The organism is Thioclava sp. F28-4, from assembly GCF_002020045.1.
GTDB lineage: Bacteria > Pseudomonadota > Alphaproteobacteria > Rhodobacterales > Rhodobacteraceae > Thioclava > Thioclava sediminum.
This window is the reverse complement of the sequence record NZ_MPZQ01000002.1, coordinates 425,077-441,641: the sequence shown is the minus strand read 5'-3', so window position 1 is coordinate 441,641 and position 16,565 is coordinate 425,077. Positions and strand designations below refer to the sequence as shown.

General features: G+C 63.8%; 18 protein-coding genes. 11 read left to right on the top strand and 7 right to left on the bottom strand.

From position 1 onward, the window contains the following. Positions 1–3: 3 nt before the first annotated feature. From BMI87_RS06885 to hemN, 3 genes are all read right to left on the bottom strand, one after another. A complete protein-coding gene (locus tag BMI87_RS06885) occupies positions 4–633 on the bottom strand; it encodes a TetR/AcrR family transcriptional regulator (RefSeq protein ID WP_078520412.1) in 630 nt (209 codons plus the stop codon). 31 nt (positions 634–664) lie between these two features. Further along, positions 665–832, bottom strand: a complete 168-nt coding sequence (locus BMI87_RS06880; protein WP_078520595.1) for a DUF2256 domain-containing protein — start codon at positions 830–832, stop codon at positions 665–667. 100 nt (positions 833–932) lie between these two features. After that, positions 933–2,288, bottom strand: coding sequence for an oxygen-independent coproporphyrinogen III oxidase (hemN, locus tag BMI87_RS06875; RefSeq protein ID WP_078520411.1), 1,356 nt, complete (start codon positions 2,286–2,288; stop codon positions 933–935). Positions 2,289–2,348: 60 nt separating this feature from the next. Here hemN and fnrL point away from each other — a divergent pair, with 60 nt between their 5' ends. Then, positions 2,349–3,095: a transcriptional regulator FnrL gene (fnrL, locus tag BMI87_RS06870; protein WP_078520410.1), complete on the top strand. Its 747-nt coding sequence runs from the start codon at positions 2,349–2,351 to the stop codon at positions 3,093–3,095. A gap of 12 nt (positions 3,096–3,107) precedes the next feature. Here the strand turns inward: fnrL and BMI87_RS06865 are convergent, their stop codons facing one another. Next, the gene (locus BMI87_RS06865) at positions 3,108–3,518 is read right to left on the bottom strand and encodes a hypothetical protein (protein ID WP_078520409.1); all 411 of its coding nucleotides are present in this window, start codon (positions 3,516–3,518) and stop codon (positions 3,108–3,110) included. Between the two features lie 161 nt (positions 3,519–3,679). Here BMI87_RS06865 and BMI87_RS06860 point away from each other — a divergent pair, with 161 nt between their 5' ends. After that, entirely contained in the window at positions 3,680–4,048 is a 369-nt protein-coding gene (locus BMI87_RS06860; RefSeq protein WP_078520408.1) for a hypothetical protein, read from the top strand. Between the two features lie 48 nt (positions 4,049–4,096). Here the strand turns inward: BMI87_RS06860 and BMI87_RS06855 are convergent, their stop codons facing one another. Then, the gene (locus BMI87_RS06855; protein ID WP_078520407.1) at positions 4,097–4,936 is read right to left on the bottom strand and encodes a universal stress protein; all 840 of its coding nucleotides are present in this window, start codon (positions 4,934–4,936) and stop codon (positions 4,097–4,099) included. Positions 4,937–5,199: 263 nt separating this feature from the next. Between BMI87_RS06855 and ccoN the strand changes: the two genes are divergently transcribed. From ccoN to ccoP, 4 genes are read left to right on the top strand one after another with little or no spacing between them, the layout of a single operon-like run. Continuing rightward, positions 5,200–6,804, top strand: a complete 1,605-nt coding sequence (ccoN, locus tag BMI87_RS06850) for a cytochrome-c oxidase, cbb3-type subunit I (RefSeq protein WP_078520406.1) — start codon at positions 5,200–5,202, stop codon at positions 6,802–6,804. Between the two features lie 12 nt (positions 6,805–6,816). Beyond that, positions 6,817–7,545 (top strand): cytochrome-c oxidase, cbb3-type subunit II, encoded by a 729-nt coding sequence (gene ccoO / locus BMI87_RS06845; protein WP_078520405.1) that lies wholly within the window; start codon positions 6,817–6,819, stop codon positions 7,543–7,545. Between the two features lie 13 nt (positions 7,546–7,558). Then, entirely contained in the window at positions 7,559–7,759 is a 201-nt protein-coding gene (locus BMI87_RS06840; RefSeq protein ID WP_078520404.1) for a cbb3-type cytochrome c oxidase subunit 3, read from the top strand. Positions 7,760–7,790: 31 nt separating this feature from the next. After that, the gene (gene ccoP, locus BMI87_RS06835; protein ID WP_078520403.1) at positions 7,791–8,675 is read left to right on the top strand and encodes a cytochrome-c oxidase, cbb3-type subunit III; all 885 of its coding nucleotides are present in this window, start codon (positions 7,791–7,793) and stop codon (positions 8,673–8,675) included. Between the two features lie 294 nt (positions 8,676–8,969). On the opposite strand, the gene BMI87_RS22495 is transcribed toward ccoP, so the two are convergent. Continuing rightward, positions 8,970–9,128 (bottom strand): hypothetical protein, encoded by a 159-nt coding sequence (locus BMI87_RS22495; RefSeq protein WP_168175170.1) that lies wholly within the window; start codon positions 9,126–9,128, stop codon positions 8,970–8,972. Positions 9,129–9,228: 100 nt separating this feature from the next. Here BMI87_RS22495 and BMI87_RS06830 point away from each other — a divergent pair, with 100 nt between their 5' ends. The 5 genes from BMI87_RS06830 (at position 9,229) to ccoS (ending at position 14,551) form a co-directional block, all read left to right on the top strand. After that, on the top strand, positions 9,229–10,113 hold the full coding sequence (locus BMI87_RS06830) for a LysR family transcriptional regulator (RefSeq protein ID WP_078520402.1): 885 nt from the start codon (positions 9,229–9,231) through the stop codon (positions 10,111–10,113). Positions 10,114–10,237: 124 nt separating this feature from the next. Beyond that, positions 10,238–11,686, top strand: a complete 1,449-nt coding sequence (gene ccoG / locus BMI87_RS06825) for a cytochrome c oxidase accessory protein CcoG (protein ID WP_078520401.1) — start codon at positions 10,238–10,240, stop codon at positions 11,684–11,686. Further along, entirely contained in the window at positions 11,683–12,147 is a 465-nt protein-coding gene (locus BMI87_RS06820; protein ID WP_348638848.1) for a FixH family protein, read from the top strand. The genes ccoG and BMI87_RS06820 overlap by 4 nt, the downstream gene beginning before the upstream one ends. Positions 12,148–12,151: 4 nt before the next feature. Beyond that, entirely contained in the window at positions 12,152–14,377 is a 2,226-nt protein-coding gene (locus BMI87_RS06815; protein ID WP_078520400.1) for a cation-translocating P-type ATPase, read from the top strand. Between the two features lie 12 nt (positions 14,378–14,389). Then, the gene (ccoS, locus tag BMI87_RS06810; protein WP_078520399.1) at positions 14,390–14,551 is read left to right on the top strand and encodes a cbb3-type cytochrome oxidase assembly protein CcoS; all 162 of its coding nucleotides are present in this window, start codon (positions 14,390–14,392) and stop codon (positions 14,549–14,551) included. A gap of 191 nt (positions 14,552–14,742) precedes the next feature. Here the strand turns inward: ccoS and BMI87_RS06805 are convergent, their stop codons facing one another. Beyond that, positions 14,743–16,545: a D-alanyl-D-alanine carboxypeptidase family protein gene (locus tag BMI87_RS06805; RefSeq protein ID WP_371326876.1), complete on the bottom strand. Its 1,803-nt coding sequence runs from the start codon at positions 16,543–16,545 to the stop codon at positions 14,743–14,745. Positions 16,546–16,565 lie beyond the last annotated feature (20 nt).

Below are 16,565 nucleotides of genomic sequence, written 5' to 3'. Positions count from 1 at the left end.
CTTTCAGCTTCGGGCGAGCCGCAGGAAGCCGTCGGTAAAACGGCGCAGCGGCTCGGGGTTGCGTTGAAGTTTGGTGCGCAGGACCGCGCCTTCCCAGCCGGTCCAGAACAGCTCTGCGAGGGCGTCGGGGTCATGATCGGGGCCGACTTCGCCCACCGCTTGCGCGTCACGCAGGCAGGTCGCGGTGAGGCTCTGCCAGCGCTCGAATACCGCGATCAGGCGGGTGCGAAACTCCTCGGGCAGGCTGCCCATCTCCTGACCGAGATTGCCGATCAGGCAGCCACGGCGAAAATCGAACCGGGCCATGCCCGCCTCGGCCTCTTCGGTGAAGGCAGTGAGCCGGGCGAGGGGGCTGAGGTCGGTGCGATCGAAGGCGCGGCGGAGCTTGTCTTCGAAATAGCTGCCATAGGCGTCGATCAGGGTCGCGCCGAAGGCCGATTTCATCGGGAAGTAATGGTAGAAGCTGCCCTTGGTGACACCGGCGGCGGCGGTGATCTCTTCTAGGGCGACGCTTGCGTAGCCGCGCTCGGTCAGTTGCGCCAACCCCGCTTGGATCAGCGCCTTGCGGGCGTCCTGATCCTCCGGTTTGCGGCGCGGGCGCCCACGGCGCGATGGGGCTGGGGTAGCGGTCATGCGGAATTAATATACCATGCGGTATGATAAATCAATTGCCGCGATTTTCACCTTGAGCCGCGCCGGGTGTCATCGACCTGCGGCAGCGTTCCGAGCAGTAGCGCACGCTCTCCCAATCCCGGGCCCATTTCTTACGCCACGCGAAAGGGCGGCCACAGGTGGCACAGAGCTTGGTCGGCAGATCGGATTTGCGGCGCATCTTCATGCAGGGCGATACGCGGTCGGGGCGTCGCCGGATGACCCGCGCAAAAGAAAAGGGGCCGCCGCCGCGACCCCTTTCTCGTCCCTCTTCCCTGCGATCAGATCGCCGAGCTATGCCCGGCTTTCGACAGATCATAGGCATCGAAATGGCGCGCGATCATCCGGGTCAGGGGGCGGGCCTTGACCGGAATGCGCAGCCCCTCCGCACTCACCTGAACCATGTCGCCGAAATGCTCGGCGCAGGTGGCGAACAGCGCGGACAACTCCTCCGGATCGGCGCCGAAGTCCTGCACCAGTTCCGCTGCGCTCACTTCGAAATCGCACATCAGCGCCTCGATCAGCCGCGCGCGCATCTTGTCATCCGCGGTGAAGCGGTGCCCGCGCGAGGTCGAGAACCGATCCGCCCGGATCGCCGCGGTATGGGCCGAGGTGGCGGGCGCGTTCTGCGCATAGCCTTGCGGGAAGCGCGAGATCGACGAGGCGCCGAGCCCGACCAGCGCTTCGGCTTGATCGTCGGTATATCCCTGGAAATTGCGTCGCAGCTTGCCTGCCCTCTGTGCGATCGAGAGACCGTCGGTCGGCAGGGCGAAATGGTCGATGCCAATCTCGTCATAGCCGTCGGCCACGAACAATTCGCGCGCCACCTCGAAGAGCTTCAGACGCTCCTGCGGGGTGGGCAGGTGGTCCGACGGGATCATCGTCTGGCGCCGCGCCATCCACGGCACATGCGCGTAGCCGTAAAGCGCCACGCGGTCGGGGCCGAGAGACAGCAGCTTCTGCACCGAATCCGCGATCTTTGTCGGCGTCTGGTGCGGCAGCCCGTAGAGAATATCTGCGTTGAGGCTCGCGACATCGCGTTCGCGAATCATGTCGACCGCGGCCTTGGTGATCTCGTAGCTCTGATCGCGCCCGATAACGCCTTGGATTTGCGGGTCGAAATCCTGCACCCCGATCGAGGCGCGGTTCATTCCGGATTCGACCAGCGCGTCGATGCGCTCGGCGTCGATCTCATTCGGGTCGATCTCGACCGAGAATTCCGCACCTTCGCCCATGGGTACCGCGTCGAAGACCGCATCGGCGAGGCGACGCATCATGTCTCCGGGCATCAGCGTCGGCGTGCCGCCGCCCCAATGCAGTCGCGACAGCGTGACGCCGGGGGCCAAGCGTTCCTTGAATAGACGCAGTTCGGCCAGCAGCGTCTCGGCATAGGCGCGCACCGGTTCTTCGCTTTGCGTGCCTTGCGTGCGGCAGGCGCAGAACCAGCACAGCCGGCGGCAAAACGGCACGTGCAAATAAAGGGAGATCGACGCACCTTCGGGGATCGCTTCGATCCAGTGCGCGAATTCCATCGGCCCGACATCGCCCGCGAAATGGGGGGCGGTGGGGTAGCTTGTGTAGCGGGGCACCCGTGCGTCGAAGAGCCCGAGCCGGGTCAGTTGCGATTCCTGTTCCATAGGCGTATCTTTAGATGTAAGACGCGCAACAGAATTTGACCCAGATCAAGCAATATCCACATGGCACATGACGACGTTCAGCCGACTTCGCTCGCATGCGGAGACTGCCCGATCCAACATCGCGCGGTCTGCGCGCGCTGTGACGCAGACGAGCTCGCTCAGCTTGAGAAGATCAAGTATTACCGAAGTTTCGAGGCGGGCCAGACGATTATCTGGGCTGGCGACCAGATGGATTTCGTGGCCTCGGTCGTCTCGGGCATCGCGACTCTGACGCAGACGCTCGAAGACGGGCGCACCCAGATGGTTGGCCTGTTGCTGCCTTCGGATTTCGTGGGCCGTCCAGGGCGCAACCGTGCCGCCTATAATGTGACCGCGACCACCGACATCCTGATGTGCTGCTTCCGCCGCAAGCCCTTCGAAGAGATGATGGAGCGCACGCCCCATATCGCTCAGCGCCTGTTGCAGATGACGCTCGACGAACTGGACGCGGCGCGCGAATGGATGCTGCTTCTGGGCCGCAAGACCGCGCGCGAGAAGATCGCCTCGCTGCTGTCGATCGTGGCGCGGCGCGATGCGTCGATCAACATGAGCCCCAGCGCCCGGCATATGGTGTTCGATCTGCCGCTGACGCGCGAGGCGATGGCCGATTACCTCGGGCTGACGCTCGAGACTGTGAGCCGCCAGATGTCCGCGCTGAAACGCGACGGGGTAATCGAGCTGCAGGGCAAGCGCCATGTCACCGTGCCGGATATGGATCGGCTTCTGCTGGAAGCGGGCGATGACAGCGACGGCGGTTTCCTCATCTGAGCATCCGTCCGCTCAGGGGGACACGCACTGCCGATAGGTGAGGGGCTTCATCGAGTCCCGCGTGATATCCTGACGCGAGAGGTAGATGCCCGTGCTCGACAGGGTCAGCACGATGTCGCGCTGCCATTTTTGTCCTTCGCCAGTAAAATTCCACGTCGCCCGCACCACGCGATCGGTCGCGCTGTCGATCTCGGTGAGCTTGGCTTGCGACTCATAGAATTGCAGGCTGTCCGGCTTCACCACCATCAGGCCCTTGGCGTCATCGCGAGAGCCGTCGCAATCGGCCTGCGTCAGCCCCCAGCGCCCGATCATGCCCTCAGGCAGTGTCGTGGGCTTCGCTCCATCCTGTTTTGGCGTCATTTCCTGACAGGCGGCGAGTAGGGCGAGGCTAGCGAGAAGGGCGGGCAGGATATGGCGGGTCATTGGGGGCTCCGGTCTTTATTTAACCAGCCAACCCGTCAGCGCGACCGGGGTTCCGCGCAGGGCAGGGATGTCGCGACAAGGTCGCGAATTCGTGCGGGTTCTGCCCCGGTTTCGGCACTGTCGTTAGGTAAACAAGGGGTGGCAGCATCGAGGAAGGTCTTATGCGTATCCTGTTTACTTGTTTCTTCCTCGTTGCCGTTCCAGGCCTGAGTGTGGCGCAGCCGTTGTCGCAGAGTATGGCGCAATGCTCGGGCCTGTTTCACGGCGTCGGCACGATGATCTCCGACCCCGCGCGGGCGGAAAAGCTCGACCGGGCCGGGATGATCTGGCGTGGGGCTGCGATCAAGCAGGCCGAGGCTGAAGGGCGCACGGATGCCGCCAGCTGGGTCGCGGTTCATCAGCGTGAAAGCTTTGACGACTGGCGCGGGCGCGGCAAGATGGCGGCCTTCTCGCAGGACTTCCGCGACTGGGCCAGCTATTGCCGCAAGCTCGGCAAGGCGAAGGGCATAAAGACCGACCTGCACCAATGAAAACGGCGCCCCGAGAGGCGCCGTCATCCGTTCTGAAAGGTGATGCGCTCAGTGCGCCATGATCACCGGAACCTCGGCCATCTCGAGCATGTGGCGCGTAGCGCCGCCCAAGATCGCTTCGCGGAAGCGCGAATGGCCGTAAGCCCCCATCACGATCGCATCGGCCTCGCTGTCGCTGACATGACGGTTGAGCACGTCCGACACGCGCGGCATGGTCTTGGCCAGCACCGACACCTCGGCATGGACGCCGTGACGCGCCAGCATCTGGCTGAGCTGGCCGCCAGGATCGGAGCGCTCAGGCCCATGCGCGGGCGGGTCGATCACTGTGATATCGACCAGATCGGCGGATTTCAGAACGGGCAGGGCGGCGCGGACGGCACGCATCGCCTCATGAGATTGATTCCACGCGATAACGACGCGCTTGGCGGGCATGTCGCCGTTATACCCGTCGGGCACGATCGCAACCGGAACCTGGCCCTCGAAGAGCGCGGCTTCGACCGCGGCCTCGATTTCCGGCCCGCGGCCCTCGCCATAGGGGCGGCCCATCACGACCAGATCGGCGAAGCGGGCGCGCTGCCCGACAACGGTCGGCATCGCGCCGATTTGCGAGACGACCGCATCGACGCCCCAGCGGATATCTTCGGCTTCGAGCCGCGCGCGCACCGCGGTCTCGGCATTGCGCGCATCGTCCTGCGCGCGATCCATCGTTTCCTGCTGCACGAAGGCGGTCGCGCCCGCGTAGTAATAGCCGGTCTGCGTGCGGTCCACGCCGAGGCAGAGCACGTCGAGATGGGCGTCGCGCCGCCGGGCGACGGCCACGGCGGTATCGATTTGCGTCGCGGCCGCCTTGGGATCCGTGACGATCGTGAGAAGTGTCTTGTAAGCCATGGGTCCTGTCCTTGCGCCAAAAGCGAATAAGCATGTGAGACCAGAGACTAACCCGAAGAGATCGGCCGCACTTTGACGCGGATCAAGGGACGTGCCCGTCATATCACATAACTGCGACCGAATGGCGCACTGTGATCGCGAGCATTTGATGCAGATCAAGGCATCGTGCATACCCTCGGATCACAAGGACTCCAGTCAAGCCCAGGAGGATTCTCGGTTTACGAGGGTGCCGCAGGGGCAGACCAGACGAAGGGACGCACAAAATGTGGGATTATATCAAGCTGATCGCGCTTGGCCTTGTGGCGGTTCTGGCCGCCATTGCGGCCGGCTACGCGCGCGATCTTGCCTATCAGGTGAATGCAGTCGAGGTCATGCTGGCCGCGGCCATCGCATTCATCTGGGTGCTTCGCACCATGGGGAGCCGCCAGCCGGTGGCTCAGAACGAGTATTTCGACGGCGTGGTTCGCGCCGGGGTGATCGCGACGACCTTCTGGGGTGTCGTGGGCTTCCTGGTCGCCGTCATTATCGCCTTCCAGCTGGCCTATCCGGCGCTCAATTTCGAATGGGCTCAGGGCTATCTGAACTTTGGCAAACTGCGCCCGCTGCATACGTCGGCGGTGATTTTCGCTTTCGGTGGCAACGCGCTGATCGCATCGTCGTTCTACGTGGTGCAGCGCACCTCGGCAGCGCGGCTGTTCGGTGGCAACGGCCTCGGCTGGTTCGTGTTCTGGGGCTATAACCTGTTCATCGTGCTCGCTGCGACCGGCTACATCCTCGGCGCAACGCAGTCGAAGGAATATGCCGAGCCGGAATGGTATGTCGACATCTGGCTGACGATCGTCTGGGTCGCTTATCTGCTGGCCTTCCTCGGCACGATCTTCAAGCGCAAGGAACCCCATATCTACGTCGCCAACTGGTTCTACCTGTCCTTCATCGTGACCATCGCGATGCTGCACATCGTGAACAACCTGTCGATCCCGGTCTCGTTCTTCGGTTCGAAGTCGGTTCAGGTCTTCTCGGGCGTGCAGGACGCGATGACGCAGTGGTGGTACGGCCACAACGCGGTGGGCTTCTTCCTGACCGCAGGCTTCCTGGGCATGATGTATTACTTCGTGCCGAAGCAGGCTGAACGTCCGGTCTACTCCTACAAGCTGTCGATCGTGCACTTCTGGGCGCTGATCTTCCTGTACATCTGGGCCGGTCCCCACCACCTGCACTACACGGCGCTGCCCGACTGGGCCTCGACGCTGGGCATGACCTTCTCGGTGATCCTGTGGATGCCCTCCTGGGGTGGCATGATCAACGGTCTGATGACGCTCTCGGGCGCATGGGACAAGCTTCGCACCGATCCGATCATCCGCATGATGGTGGTGTCGGTCGGCTTCTACGGCATGTCGACCTTCGAAGGCCCGATGATGTCGATCAAGGCGGTGAACTCGCTGTCGCACTACACCGACTGGACGATCGGTCACGTGCACTCGGGGGCGCTCGGCTGGAACGGCATGATCACCTTCGGCATGCTCTACTTCCTCGTGCCGCGTCTGTGGGCACGTGAAGGGCTCTACTCGCTGAAACTGGTCAGCTGGCACTTCTGGCTCTCCACCATCGGGATCGTGCTTTATGCCGCTTCGATGTGGGTCGCCGGGATCATGCAGGGCCTGATGTGGCGCGAAGTGGACAGCCAGGGCTTCCTCGTGAACGCCTTCGCCGACACCGTGGCCGCCATGCATCCGATGTTCGTGGTCCGTGGTCTGGGCGGTGTGCTCTACCTCACGGGTGGCATCATCATGGCCTACAATCTGTGGATGACCGTCGCTCGTCAGCCGCGCGTGGAATCGCGTTCGGTTGCCGCCGTGCCGGCTGAATAAGGAGAGGAACAGATGGGACTTCTCGACAAGCACAGTGTTCTTGAAAAGAACGCCACGCTCCTGCTGATCTTCGCCTTCCTGGTCGTCACGATCGGCGGCATCGTGGAGATCGCACCGCTCTTCTACCTCGAAAACACCATCGAGGACGTCGAAGGGGTGCGGCCTTACACGCCGCTGGAGCTCACCGGGCGCGATATCTACATCCGCGAGGGCTGCTATGTATGCCACTCGCAGATGATCCGCCCGATGCGCGACGAAGTGGAGCGTTATGGCCATTACTCGCTGGCAGCGGAGTCGCAATACGACCACCCGTTCCAGTGGGGCTCGAAGCGGACGGGGCCCGACCTCGCCCGCGTCGGCGGCCGCTACTCGGATGCCTGGCATGTGGATCACCTGACCAATCCGCAGTCGGTCGTGCCGGAATCGGTGATGCCGAAATATGGCTTCCTGCTCAATCGCATGGTCGATCCCGCGCATATCGACGAGCGGCTCTCGACCGATGCGATGGTGGGGGTGCCCTATACCTCGGACATGATCGAGAACGCCAAGGCGGACTTTGCCGCTCAGGCCGATCCGATGAGCGACTATGACGGGCTGATGGAGCGTTATCCCAACGCGACGAACGTCCGTAACTTCGACGGTCGCCCGGGCATTTCCGAGATGGACGCACTCGTCGCCTATCTGCAGGTGCTCGGCACCATGGTCGATTTCTCGACCTTCGAACCCGTGGCCAGCCGGTAAAGGGAGCTGATCAATGGACTATCACATCTTCAGGGAATTCGCGGACAGCTGGTTTCTGATCTTCATGTTCGTCTTCTTCCTGGCCGTCGTGGCCTGGGTCTTCCGGCCCGGGTCTCGCAAGACCTACGAAGATACGTCCGAGATCCCGTTCCGGCACGAAGACAAACCCGCCAATGCCTCGGAGGCCGGCGAAAGCCGGTCCTCCAAGGACTGACGGCGCCACGTTGTAAGGAGGCGTGGAGAACATGAGCAAGAGACCAAGCAAGCACAAGCACGAGGTCGAGACCACGGGTCACCAGTGGGACGGCATCGAGGAATACAACAATCCGCTGCCCAAATGGTGGCTGTGGACCTTCTATGCCTGCGTCATCTGGGGGATCGGTTACTCGATCGCGATGCCGGCATGGCCGATCTTCAAATCCGGCGCGACGCCGGGGATCATGCACTCGTCGACCCGCGCGAATGTGCAGGCCGATATCGACAAGTTCGCTGCGGCGAATAAGCCGATCCAGGAGAAGCTCGTCTCGGTCGATCTCGACCAAATCTCGAGCGATCCCGAGCTGAACAACTACACCCAGAACGCCGGTGCGGCCGTGTTCCGGACCTGGTGCGCGCAGTGCCACGGTGCGGGTGCGGGCGGCAACTCGAAGCTGGGCTATCCGAACCTTCTCGACAGCGCATGGCTGTGGGGCGGCACGATGGAGGACATCCATTTCACCGTCACGCACGGCATCCGCAACGAGACGGACCCGGATGGCGAGGCACGTTACTCGCAAATGCCCGCTTTCGGCACGGACGAGCTTCTCGAGCCCGCGCAGATCGATCAGGTCGTGCAATACGTCCGCAAGATCTCGGGTCAGGACCATGACGAAGCAATGGCCACTGAAGGCGAGACCGTCTTCATGGACAACTGCTCGGCCTGCCATGCCGAAGATGGTACCGGTGACCAGATGCAGGGTGCGCCCAACCTGACCGACGCCGTCTGGCTTTACGGTGGGGATGTGGACACGCTGACCTACACGGTCACCAACGCCCGCTTTGGCGTTATGCCGAACTGGAACGAGCGTCTGTCGGAAGCGGATATCCGCGCCGTGGCGGCTTACGTTCACAGCTTGGGCGGCGGCCAGTAACGGTCGAAAACACAGAGATCCCGCGGGGCTTTGGTCTGGCGGGTCGCACCGGCACCCCGTCCTGTTCGCGCGTTTCCTGGGGGTGCCGGTGCCCAATTTCAGAGGGCCCCCGTCGCGGGGCCCTCTCGTTTGTCGAGGGTTACCTGTCGTCTATCTTGGGGTCATCCTTGGGCAAAACAAGCTCCGCGCTTGTCTTTGCACGCCGATGTGAACGCCGATGCGAGCGGGCCGCCGGTAGGCCGGGGCGCTGATCGAGGCCCGTGGCGATGGTGAAGCTCTGCGCACAGATCCCGATCATTTCCACATCTCCCGCAAACGTTGGCGCAGCGAGGGACGCGGTGCGCGATGGCGCGAGTCTATCGGGTCCGGCAGGTGCGGCCAGTTGCTTTGCGGCGGATGGAGGTTCATGCGGGCGAACAGCATCAGCGTGTCGGGCATAACTCTATCTTTCATGTCTGATCTCCTGAAGGCGGGTCAACTCTGGTCAGGATGCTTTATTTGCGCGAAGATGCGACTCAGGAAACTTTCCAATATGTAAGGTGAAGTTACGGATATGGACTGGCGGACCCTCCCCTCCCTGACCGCGCTGCGGGCCTTTTCGGCGTTTGCCGACTCCGGTTCGGTGGCTCAGGCGGGGCGTGCGCTCAACGTGTCGCATGCGGCCGTCAGTCAGCAATTGCGCGGGCTCGAAGAGCGGCTCGGTGTGACGCTTGTCGACCGGTCGGGGCCGCGGCCTGCGCTGACGTCCGATGGTAGACGCCTTGCGCAAGCCCTGCGCGACGGGTTCGGCACGATTGCCGAAGCGGTCGCTTCGCTGAGCGACACCGCCGACTCCCGCCCGCTGCAAATCTCCACCACGCCAAGCTTCGCCTCGGCCTGGCTGTTGCCCCGGCTGCCGGATTTTCGCGAAGCCCATCCCGAGATCGGTCTGACCATCGACCCTTCGGCGACCGTCTCCACGCTTGCGCCGGGCGGAGTCGAGATGGCGCTGCGTTACGGATCGGGGAACTGGCCCGGCCTCGAGTCGCGGCTTCTGGTGCGCTCGCCCATCGTCGTGGTCGCGGCGCCTGCGCTGGCGGGGGAGGGGCGGTATGACTGCCCGGCGGATTTGCGTGGCCTGCCGTGGCTGCAAGAACTCGGCACCTCCGAGTCGACCGACTGGTTCGCGCGCCATGGCGTCACGCAGGATCAGGCCAGAAGCCTGACAGCGATGCCGGGCAATCTTTTGCTCGAAGCAGCGCGCGGCGGGCAGGGGGTGGCGGTGACCGCCTTGGTCTGGGTGGAGCAGGATATTGCGGCCGGACGGTTGCGGCTTCTGTTTGAAGATAGCGAGGAAAAAGGCTATTACACGGTTACGCGACCGGGCGTGAGGCGACCGGCGCTACGCCAGTTCATGTCTTGGCTCTTCAAGCAAGCGGCGCATGCCGGTGACCAGTAAAAATATCAACCAGTGAAGATTTCCTGTATGGCAGACCTGTCTTTTTGACGCAGGTCAAAGCCTTCACGACTGTGTCATACCAGAAGAGCCTGTGACGCAGAGAAATATATGAACGGAGAGAGTCGTGAGCTCCACCGAACCAGTCGATCCCCCGCCGCTTTACGCTGCCCGCGAACCGATCTTTCCGCGCCGCGTGCACGGCCAGTTCCGCAACCTGAAATGGGTGCTCATGGCGGTGATGCTTGGCATCTATTACATCACGCCGTGGATTCGCTGGGATCGTGGCCCGGAACTGCCCGATCAGGCGGTGCTTCTGGACCTCGCGAACCGCCGTTTCTTCTTCTTCATGATCGAAATCTGGCCGCATGAATTCTACTTCGTCGCGGGCCTTCTGATCATGGCGGGCCTTGGCCTGTTCCTGTTCACCTCGGCGCTGGGGCGCGTCTGGTGCGGCTATGCCTGCCCGCAGACCGTCTGGACCGATCTGTTCATCCTTGTCGAGCGTTGGGTCGAGGGCGACCGCAACGCGCGTATCCGTCTGCTGCGTCAGAAATGGAACGCCGAGAAGTTCCGCAAGCGCATCACGAAATGGGTGCTCTGGCTGCTGATCGGCGTCGCGACCGGCGGCGCCTGGGTGTTCTACTTCACCGATGCGCCTACGCTGCTGACCGATCTGTTCCACGGCACCGCCTCGCCGATCGCCTATACGACGATCGCGGTGGCGACGCTCACGACCTTCGCCTTCGGCGGCTTCGCCCGCGAACAGATCTGCATCTACGCCTGCCCGTGGCCGCGCATTCAGGCGGCGATGATGGACGAAGACACGATCACCATCGCCTATCGCGAATGGCGGGGCGAGCCGCGCGGCAAGCTCAAGAAGGGCCAGCACGATCCGACGCAGGGCGACTGCATCGACTGCATGGCCTGCTTCAACGTCTGCCCGATGGGCATCGATATCCGCGACGGCCAGCAGCTTGAATGCATCACCTGCGGCCTGTGCATCGACGCCTGCAACGAGATGATGGACAAGATCGGCAAACCGCGCGGCCTCATCGGCTACATGGCGCTGAAGGACGAGGCGAACGAGCGCTCGGGCAATCCGGTCATCAATGTCTGGAAGCACATCATGCGCCCGCGCACGATCCTCTACTTCTCGATGTGGTCGCTGATCGGCATCGGTCTGGTGGTCGCGCTCTTCATGCGCTCGCCCATCGACTTCAACGTGACGCCGAACCGCGATCCGCTCTTCGTGGTGGAGCCCTCGGGCGCGATCCGCAACATCTACACGCTGCGGCTGCGCAACAAGGCGGGCGAGGCGACCGAGTTCAAGGTCTCCGTCAAAGCCCCCGATCCGGCCGATCAAAGCACGCTCAGCGTGTTGCTTGAAGGTCAGGACGGGAGCACCGTGACGGTGCCCGCAGATGAAACCATGACCCAAAGGGTCTATATTGTCGCCGAACCCGGTTCGTCCATCGCCACCAGCGAGCGTACCGAGCTGACGATGTGGATCGAGGACATGACCAATACTGATCGCGTGTCGGAGACGACCGTATTCAACGGAAGGGTACAATGACCGAGATGGCGAAACCGCTGACCGGAAGAAAAGTGCTGATGATCGCGGTGGGCGCCTTCGGGGTGATCATCGCGGTCAACCTCGTCATGGCATGGCAGGCCGTCAGCACCTTCCCCGGCCTCGAGGTCGACAATTCCTATGTCGCCTCGCAGACCTTCAATGAAGAGAAACTGGCGCAGGATGCGCTCGGCTGGACCGTGTCGCCGGAGTATTCCGACGGCAAGCTGAGCTTCGTGATCCGCGACGAGGACGGGCTGCCCGCGAGGGTGGCCGAGTTCAAGGCGCTCGTCGGGCGCACCACCCATGTCCGCGATGACATGACGCCCGATTTCGACTATGTCGGCGGCATCTTCACCACGAAGCTCGATCTTGCGCCGGGCGTCTGGCTGGTGCATCTCGACGCGAAAGCCGCCGACGGCACGGAGTTCCGCCAGCGGATTGACCTGTTCGTGAAAGGCTGAGCCGATGTCGGTGTCGCCCGCTTCTCCATCGCATAGCGAGCCGTTCGAGGACGAGCATGTCTCGGCTTCGGCCTGTCCCGCCTGCATCGCGGCCCCCTCGGCCGAGCAGATAGCGAAGTCGGGTGATATCAAGGGCGCGCGGATCATGCTGTCGCTGCCCACTGCGCATTGCGCGGTCTGCATCACCGATGTCGAACGCGAGCTGATGAAGCAGCCGGGCGTGAAATCGGCGCGGGTGAACCTGACGCTGAAACGTGCCTCGGTCGATGCGGCGGGCGATGTCGAGCCGGCGGGGCTGATCGCGGCGCTCGACAAGATTGGCTACGAGGCGCATGAGCTCGATCCCGGCATGCTGTCCGCGACCGAGGCCGACAAGCGCGGACGTGACCTCCTGATGCGCATGGGCGTCGCGGGCTTCGCGATGATGAACATCATGATGCTCTCGATCGCGGTCTGGTCGGGGGCGCAGGACTCGACGCGCGACCTCTTCCACTGGATTTCGGCGGCGATCGCGCTGCCCACCACGATCTTCGCGGGCCAGCCCTTCTTCGCCAATGCCTGGGCGAGCTTGCGCGGCGGGCGTCTCGGGATGGATGTGCCGATCTCGCTCGCGATCCTGCTCGCGCTCGGGATTTCGCTGTTCGAGACGATGCATTCCGGGGCACACGCCTATTTCGAAGCGGCGACGATGCTCACCTTCTTCCTTTTGGTGGGCCGCTATCTCGACTATCGGACCCGCGCCGTGGCGCGCTCGGCCGCCGAAGAGCTGGCCGCGCTGGAAGTGCCCCGCGCGACCGTGTTGCGCGACGGCGAAGAGGTCACCGTGCCCGTGGGCGAACTGGTCCCCGGCGATCTGATCCGGGTGCGACCGGGGGGCCGTATCCCCGCCGATGGCGAAGTGACCGAGGGCCAATCCGAGAGCGACCGCTCGCTGCTGACCGGCGAAAGCCTGCCCGTGCAGGTGCTGCCCGGAATGACGCTCTCCGCCGGTGAGGTGAACCTGACCGGGCCGCTGACCCTGCGTGTGACGGCAGCCGGGCGCGACAGCTCGCTGCATCGGATGGCCGATCTCGTCGCGATGGCCGAGAGCGCGAAGACCAAATACACCTCGCTCGCCGAACGGGCGGCGCGGGCCTATGCGCCGATCGTGCATATCCTGTCTTTCAGTGCGTTCTGCGCCTGGGCCTGGATCACGGGCGGCGATTTCCGTCTGGCGGTGAATATCGCGGCGGCGGTGCTGATCATCACCTGTCCCTGTGCGCTGGGGCTTGCGGTGCCTGCCGTGGTGACCGCCGCATCGGGCAAGCTGTTCCGCAAGGGCCTGTTGATCAAGGATGGCACCGCGCTGGAGCGTATGGCCGAGATCGACACGGTCGTCTTTGACAAGACCGGCACGCTGACCATGGGTGCGCCGCGCCCGCAGAACCTCTCCGATCTCTCGCCCGAGGCGCTGTCCGTCGCGATGGCGCTGGCCGAAGGTTCGAGCCATCCGCTCGCGCGCGCCCTGCACGAGGCGGCGGTAGGGCAGGGCGTTGCGCCCGCTGCGCTGAGCGATCTGCGCGAAGTTCCGGGCTACGGCGTCGAAGGCGTCTGGCAGGGCCAGCGCGTGCGGCTCGGTCGTGCGAACTGGATCGGCGCTGCCGAGGGCGCGACGACCGCAACCCATCTCAAGATCGGCGAGGCAGCCCCGATCTCGATCCGTTTTGCCGACACGCTGCGCACCGGGGCCGAAGAGGCCGTGGCCGGTCTGAAGGCGCAGGGCAAGCAGGTCTGGCTGGTCTCGGGCGACGTCGAAGGGGCGGTGAGCGATCTCGCCACGCGCCTCGGGATCGACACCTACCGCGCTGGCGCCTTGCCCGCGGAGAAAGCGCAGCTCGTGAGTGATCTCACCCAACAGGGCCACCGCGTGCTGATGGTCGGTGACGGTCTCAACGACACCGCCGCGCTGGCGGCCGCCCATGTCTCGGTCTCGCCCGCCTCCGCACTGGATGCGGCGCGCACGGCGTCGGATATCGTGCTTCTGGGCAAGGATCTCGCGCCGGTCTCCGATGCCGCCTCGATCTCGGTGCGCGCCCGCCGCCGGATCAAGCAGAACTTCGGCATCTCCATCGTCTACAATATCATCGCCGTGCCGCTCGCGCTGACGGGGCTCGCGACGCCGCTGATGGCGGCGCTCGCGATGTCGGCCAGCTCGATCACGGTTTCGCTCAACTCGCTGCGCCTGCGCTGAAAGGAGCCCCTCATGGAGGTTCTTCTCTATTCGATTCCGATCTCCCTGCTGCTCGGCGGGATTGGCCTCGGGGCGTTTTTCTGGTCGCTGAAGAACAATCAGTATGACGACCCGAAAGGCGATGCCGAGCGCATCCTGTCCGACGAGTTCGACGACCATCCGAAGCAGGACTGAGCGCGCGACGCGGAGGGCAGGACCGGACGGGCCAAGCCATGCAGAACCGCGCCCTTTCGCCTTGGCACAAATATCCCCGCCGGAGGCTCCTGTCGGTGCGATCCGCGCGGCGGGTGCCATAAGGTCCGGAAAAAGGAAAAGCCGCGCTGACCAAGCGCGGCTTTTCATATTTTGCCCCTAAGGGAAGACTCTCAGGGGCCGACCACTTTGCAGTCCATAGCGCGAGACTCGAGCCTTGCACAGGCCAGTTGTGCCATGTCTTGGGTCATTCCTACGAAATTCGCCTCATAACCGGTCTTTCGGGTGGCCACTTTGCGCAAAGCTTCGCCCAAAGTGTCGCTTTCCATCAATGCCGTGGTCAGCATGTGGCGCTCTGCGGCGAATCGCGAACCGAACAGTCCGAGGCTGACACCCCAGTTGCGCCCGCCCGAGCTGGAGACACGGGCGACCACGCGCGGTTTCTGTTCGGGAGCCGGGGCAGGGGGGGTGAGAGCGGCGAGGATGATCTCGCTTTTGCGCTTCTCGGGGGCAGCGGCCATCTGCGCGGTCTCGGGCTGCGGGTCCGTCGACTGCACGAAGCTGGACGGGGCCTTGCCGTTTTTGTCCAGATCGAGCGTATGTGCCTCGGCCAGCTCCATCGTCTCGGGCTGCGGCTGGGTGGACTGGACGAATTTCGGGCCGTCCGACGCGCCGGGCTCGTAGGAGGCAAGCTGCACGTCGCTCGGCTCTTCGCTTCCATCCGCGCTGGCCTTGCCGGCGGCGACGGCGGCGTCATGCGCCTGCGCCTGTGCCAGCGGGGTGGCCTTGGTCACCTCGGCAGGTAGCGCCTTCGTCGCGTCCGCGACCTGAATCTCGCGCGGGTTGCGCTGCGGGCGGGGGCTTGCGGTGATCTCCGCGCCGATCCCGAGCGTGCCGACATCGGCCACGACGACATCTTGCGTGTCCGCAGTAGCGTCCTGCGCGCCTTCGGCCACGTCCTCGGGGATGTCGGTGCTCTCATCCACCTGATCGGCCTGCACCGCGGCGGCGAGCGCCATCGAGATTGCATCGCTATCCGCAGTCGGCGCGGTCGGGCGGATATCGGGGCGCGGGCTCTTCTTTGGCGCGAGGTTGGCCATCAGCATCGGCGATTGCGCGGGCTCGATATATTGCGGGATCCGGGGGCGGTTCGTCGGCGCGTTATTCGGAGCGCGCTTGAAGCCCAGATCCAGCAGATCGGCCATTTTCGCGTTGCGCTGCGCAGTGGAGGTGCCGCCGAAGACGGTCGCGATGATGCGCTTGTTGCCGCGCTGTGCCGAGGCGGTCAGGTTGAAGCCCGAGGCCGAGGTGTAACCAGTCTTGATGCCGTCCGCGCCCTTGTAGGCTGCGAGGAATTTGCGGTTCGTCGAATAGACGGTGCGCACTTTCGCATCCGCCGAGCGGCGCGAGAAGATGTTGTAATATTGCGGATAGTCGAAGAACAGGTGACGGCCCATGATCGTCATGTCATGCGCCGAGGACAGGTGGCCCTTGCGGGTAAGGCCGTTGGCGTTGACGAAATGGGTGCTCTTCATGCCCAGCTGCCGCGCGGTGCGGTTCATACGCGCAGCGAAGCCTTCTTCCGAGCCGCCGATGTAATCGCCAAGCGCCGCTGCGGCGTCATTGGCGGATTTGATCGCGGCGGCGCGGATCAGGTAGCGCACGGCGATCTTCTGACCGGGGCGGAGGCCCAGACGCGAGGGCGGCTGGCTGGCGGCATGCTTCGTCACGGTGACGATGGAATCGAGGCTGAACTCGCCATGCTCGATCGCCTGGAAGGTGATGTAGAGCGTCATCATCTTCGTCAGCGACGCCGGATGCAGCGGCGTGTCGGCATTCTTGGAGTAGAGAACTTCGCCCGATCGCATGTCCATGACCATCGCCGCGTAGGGCGCGGCCTGCGCAGCGATCGGCGCAATGAGTGTCAGAAGGATTACGAATAGCCCATCACGGACCCAGCGCATCAGCGTGGTCACGGCTTCACCTATTTCACTGC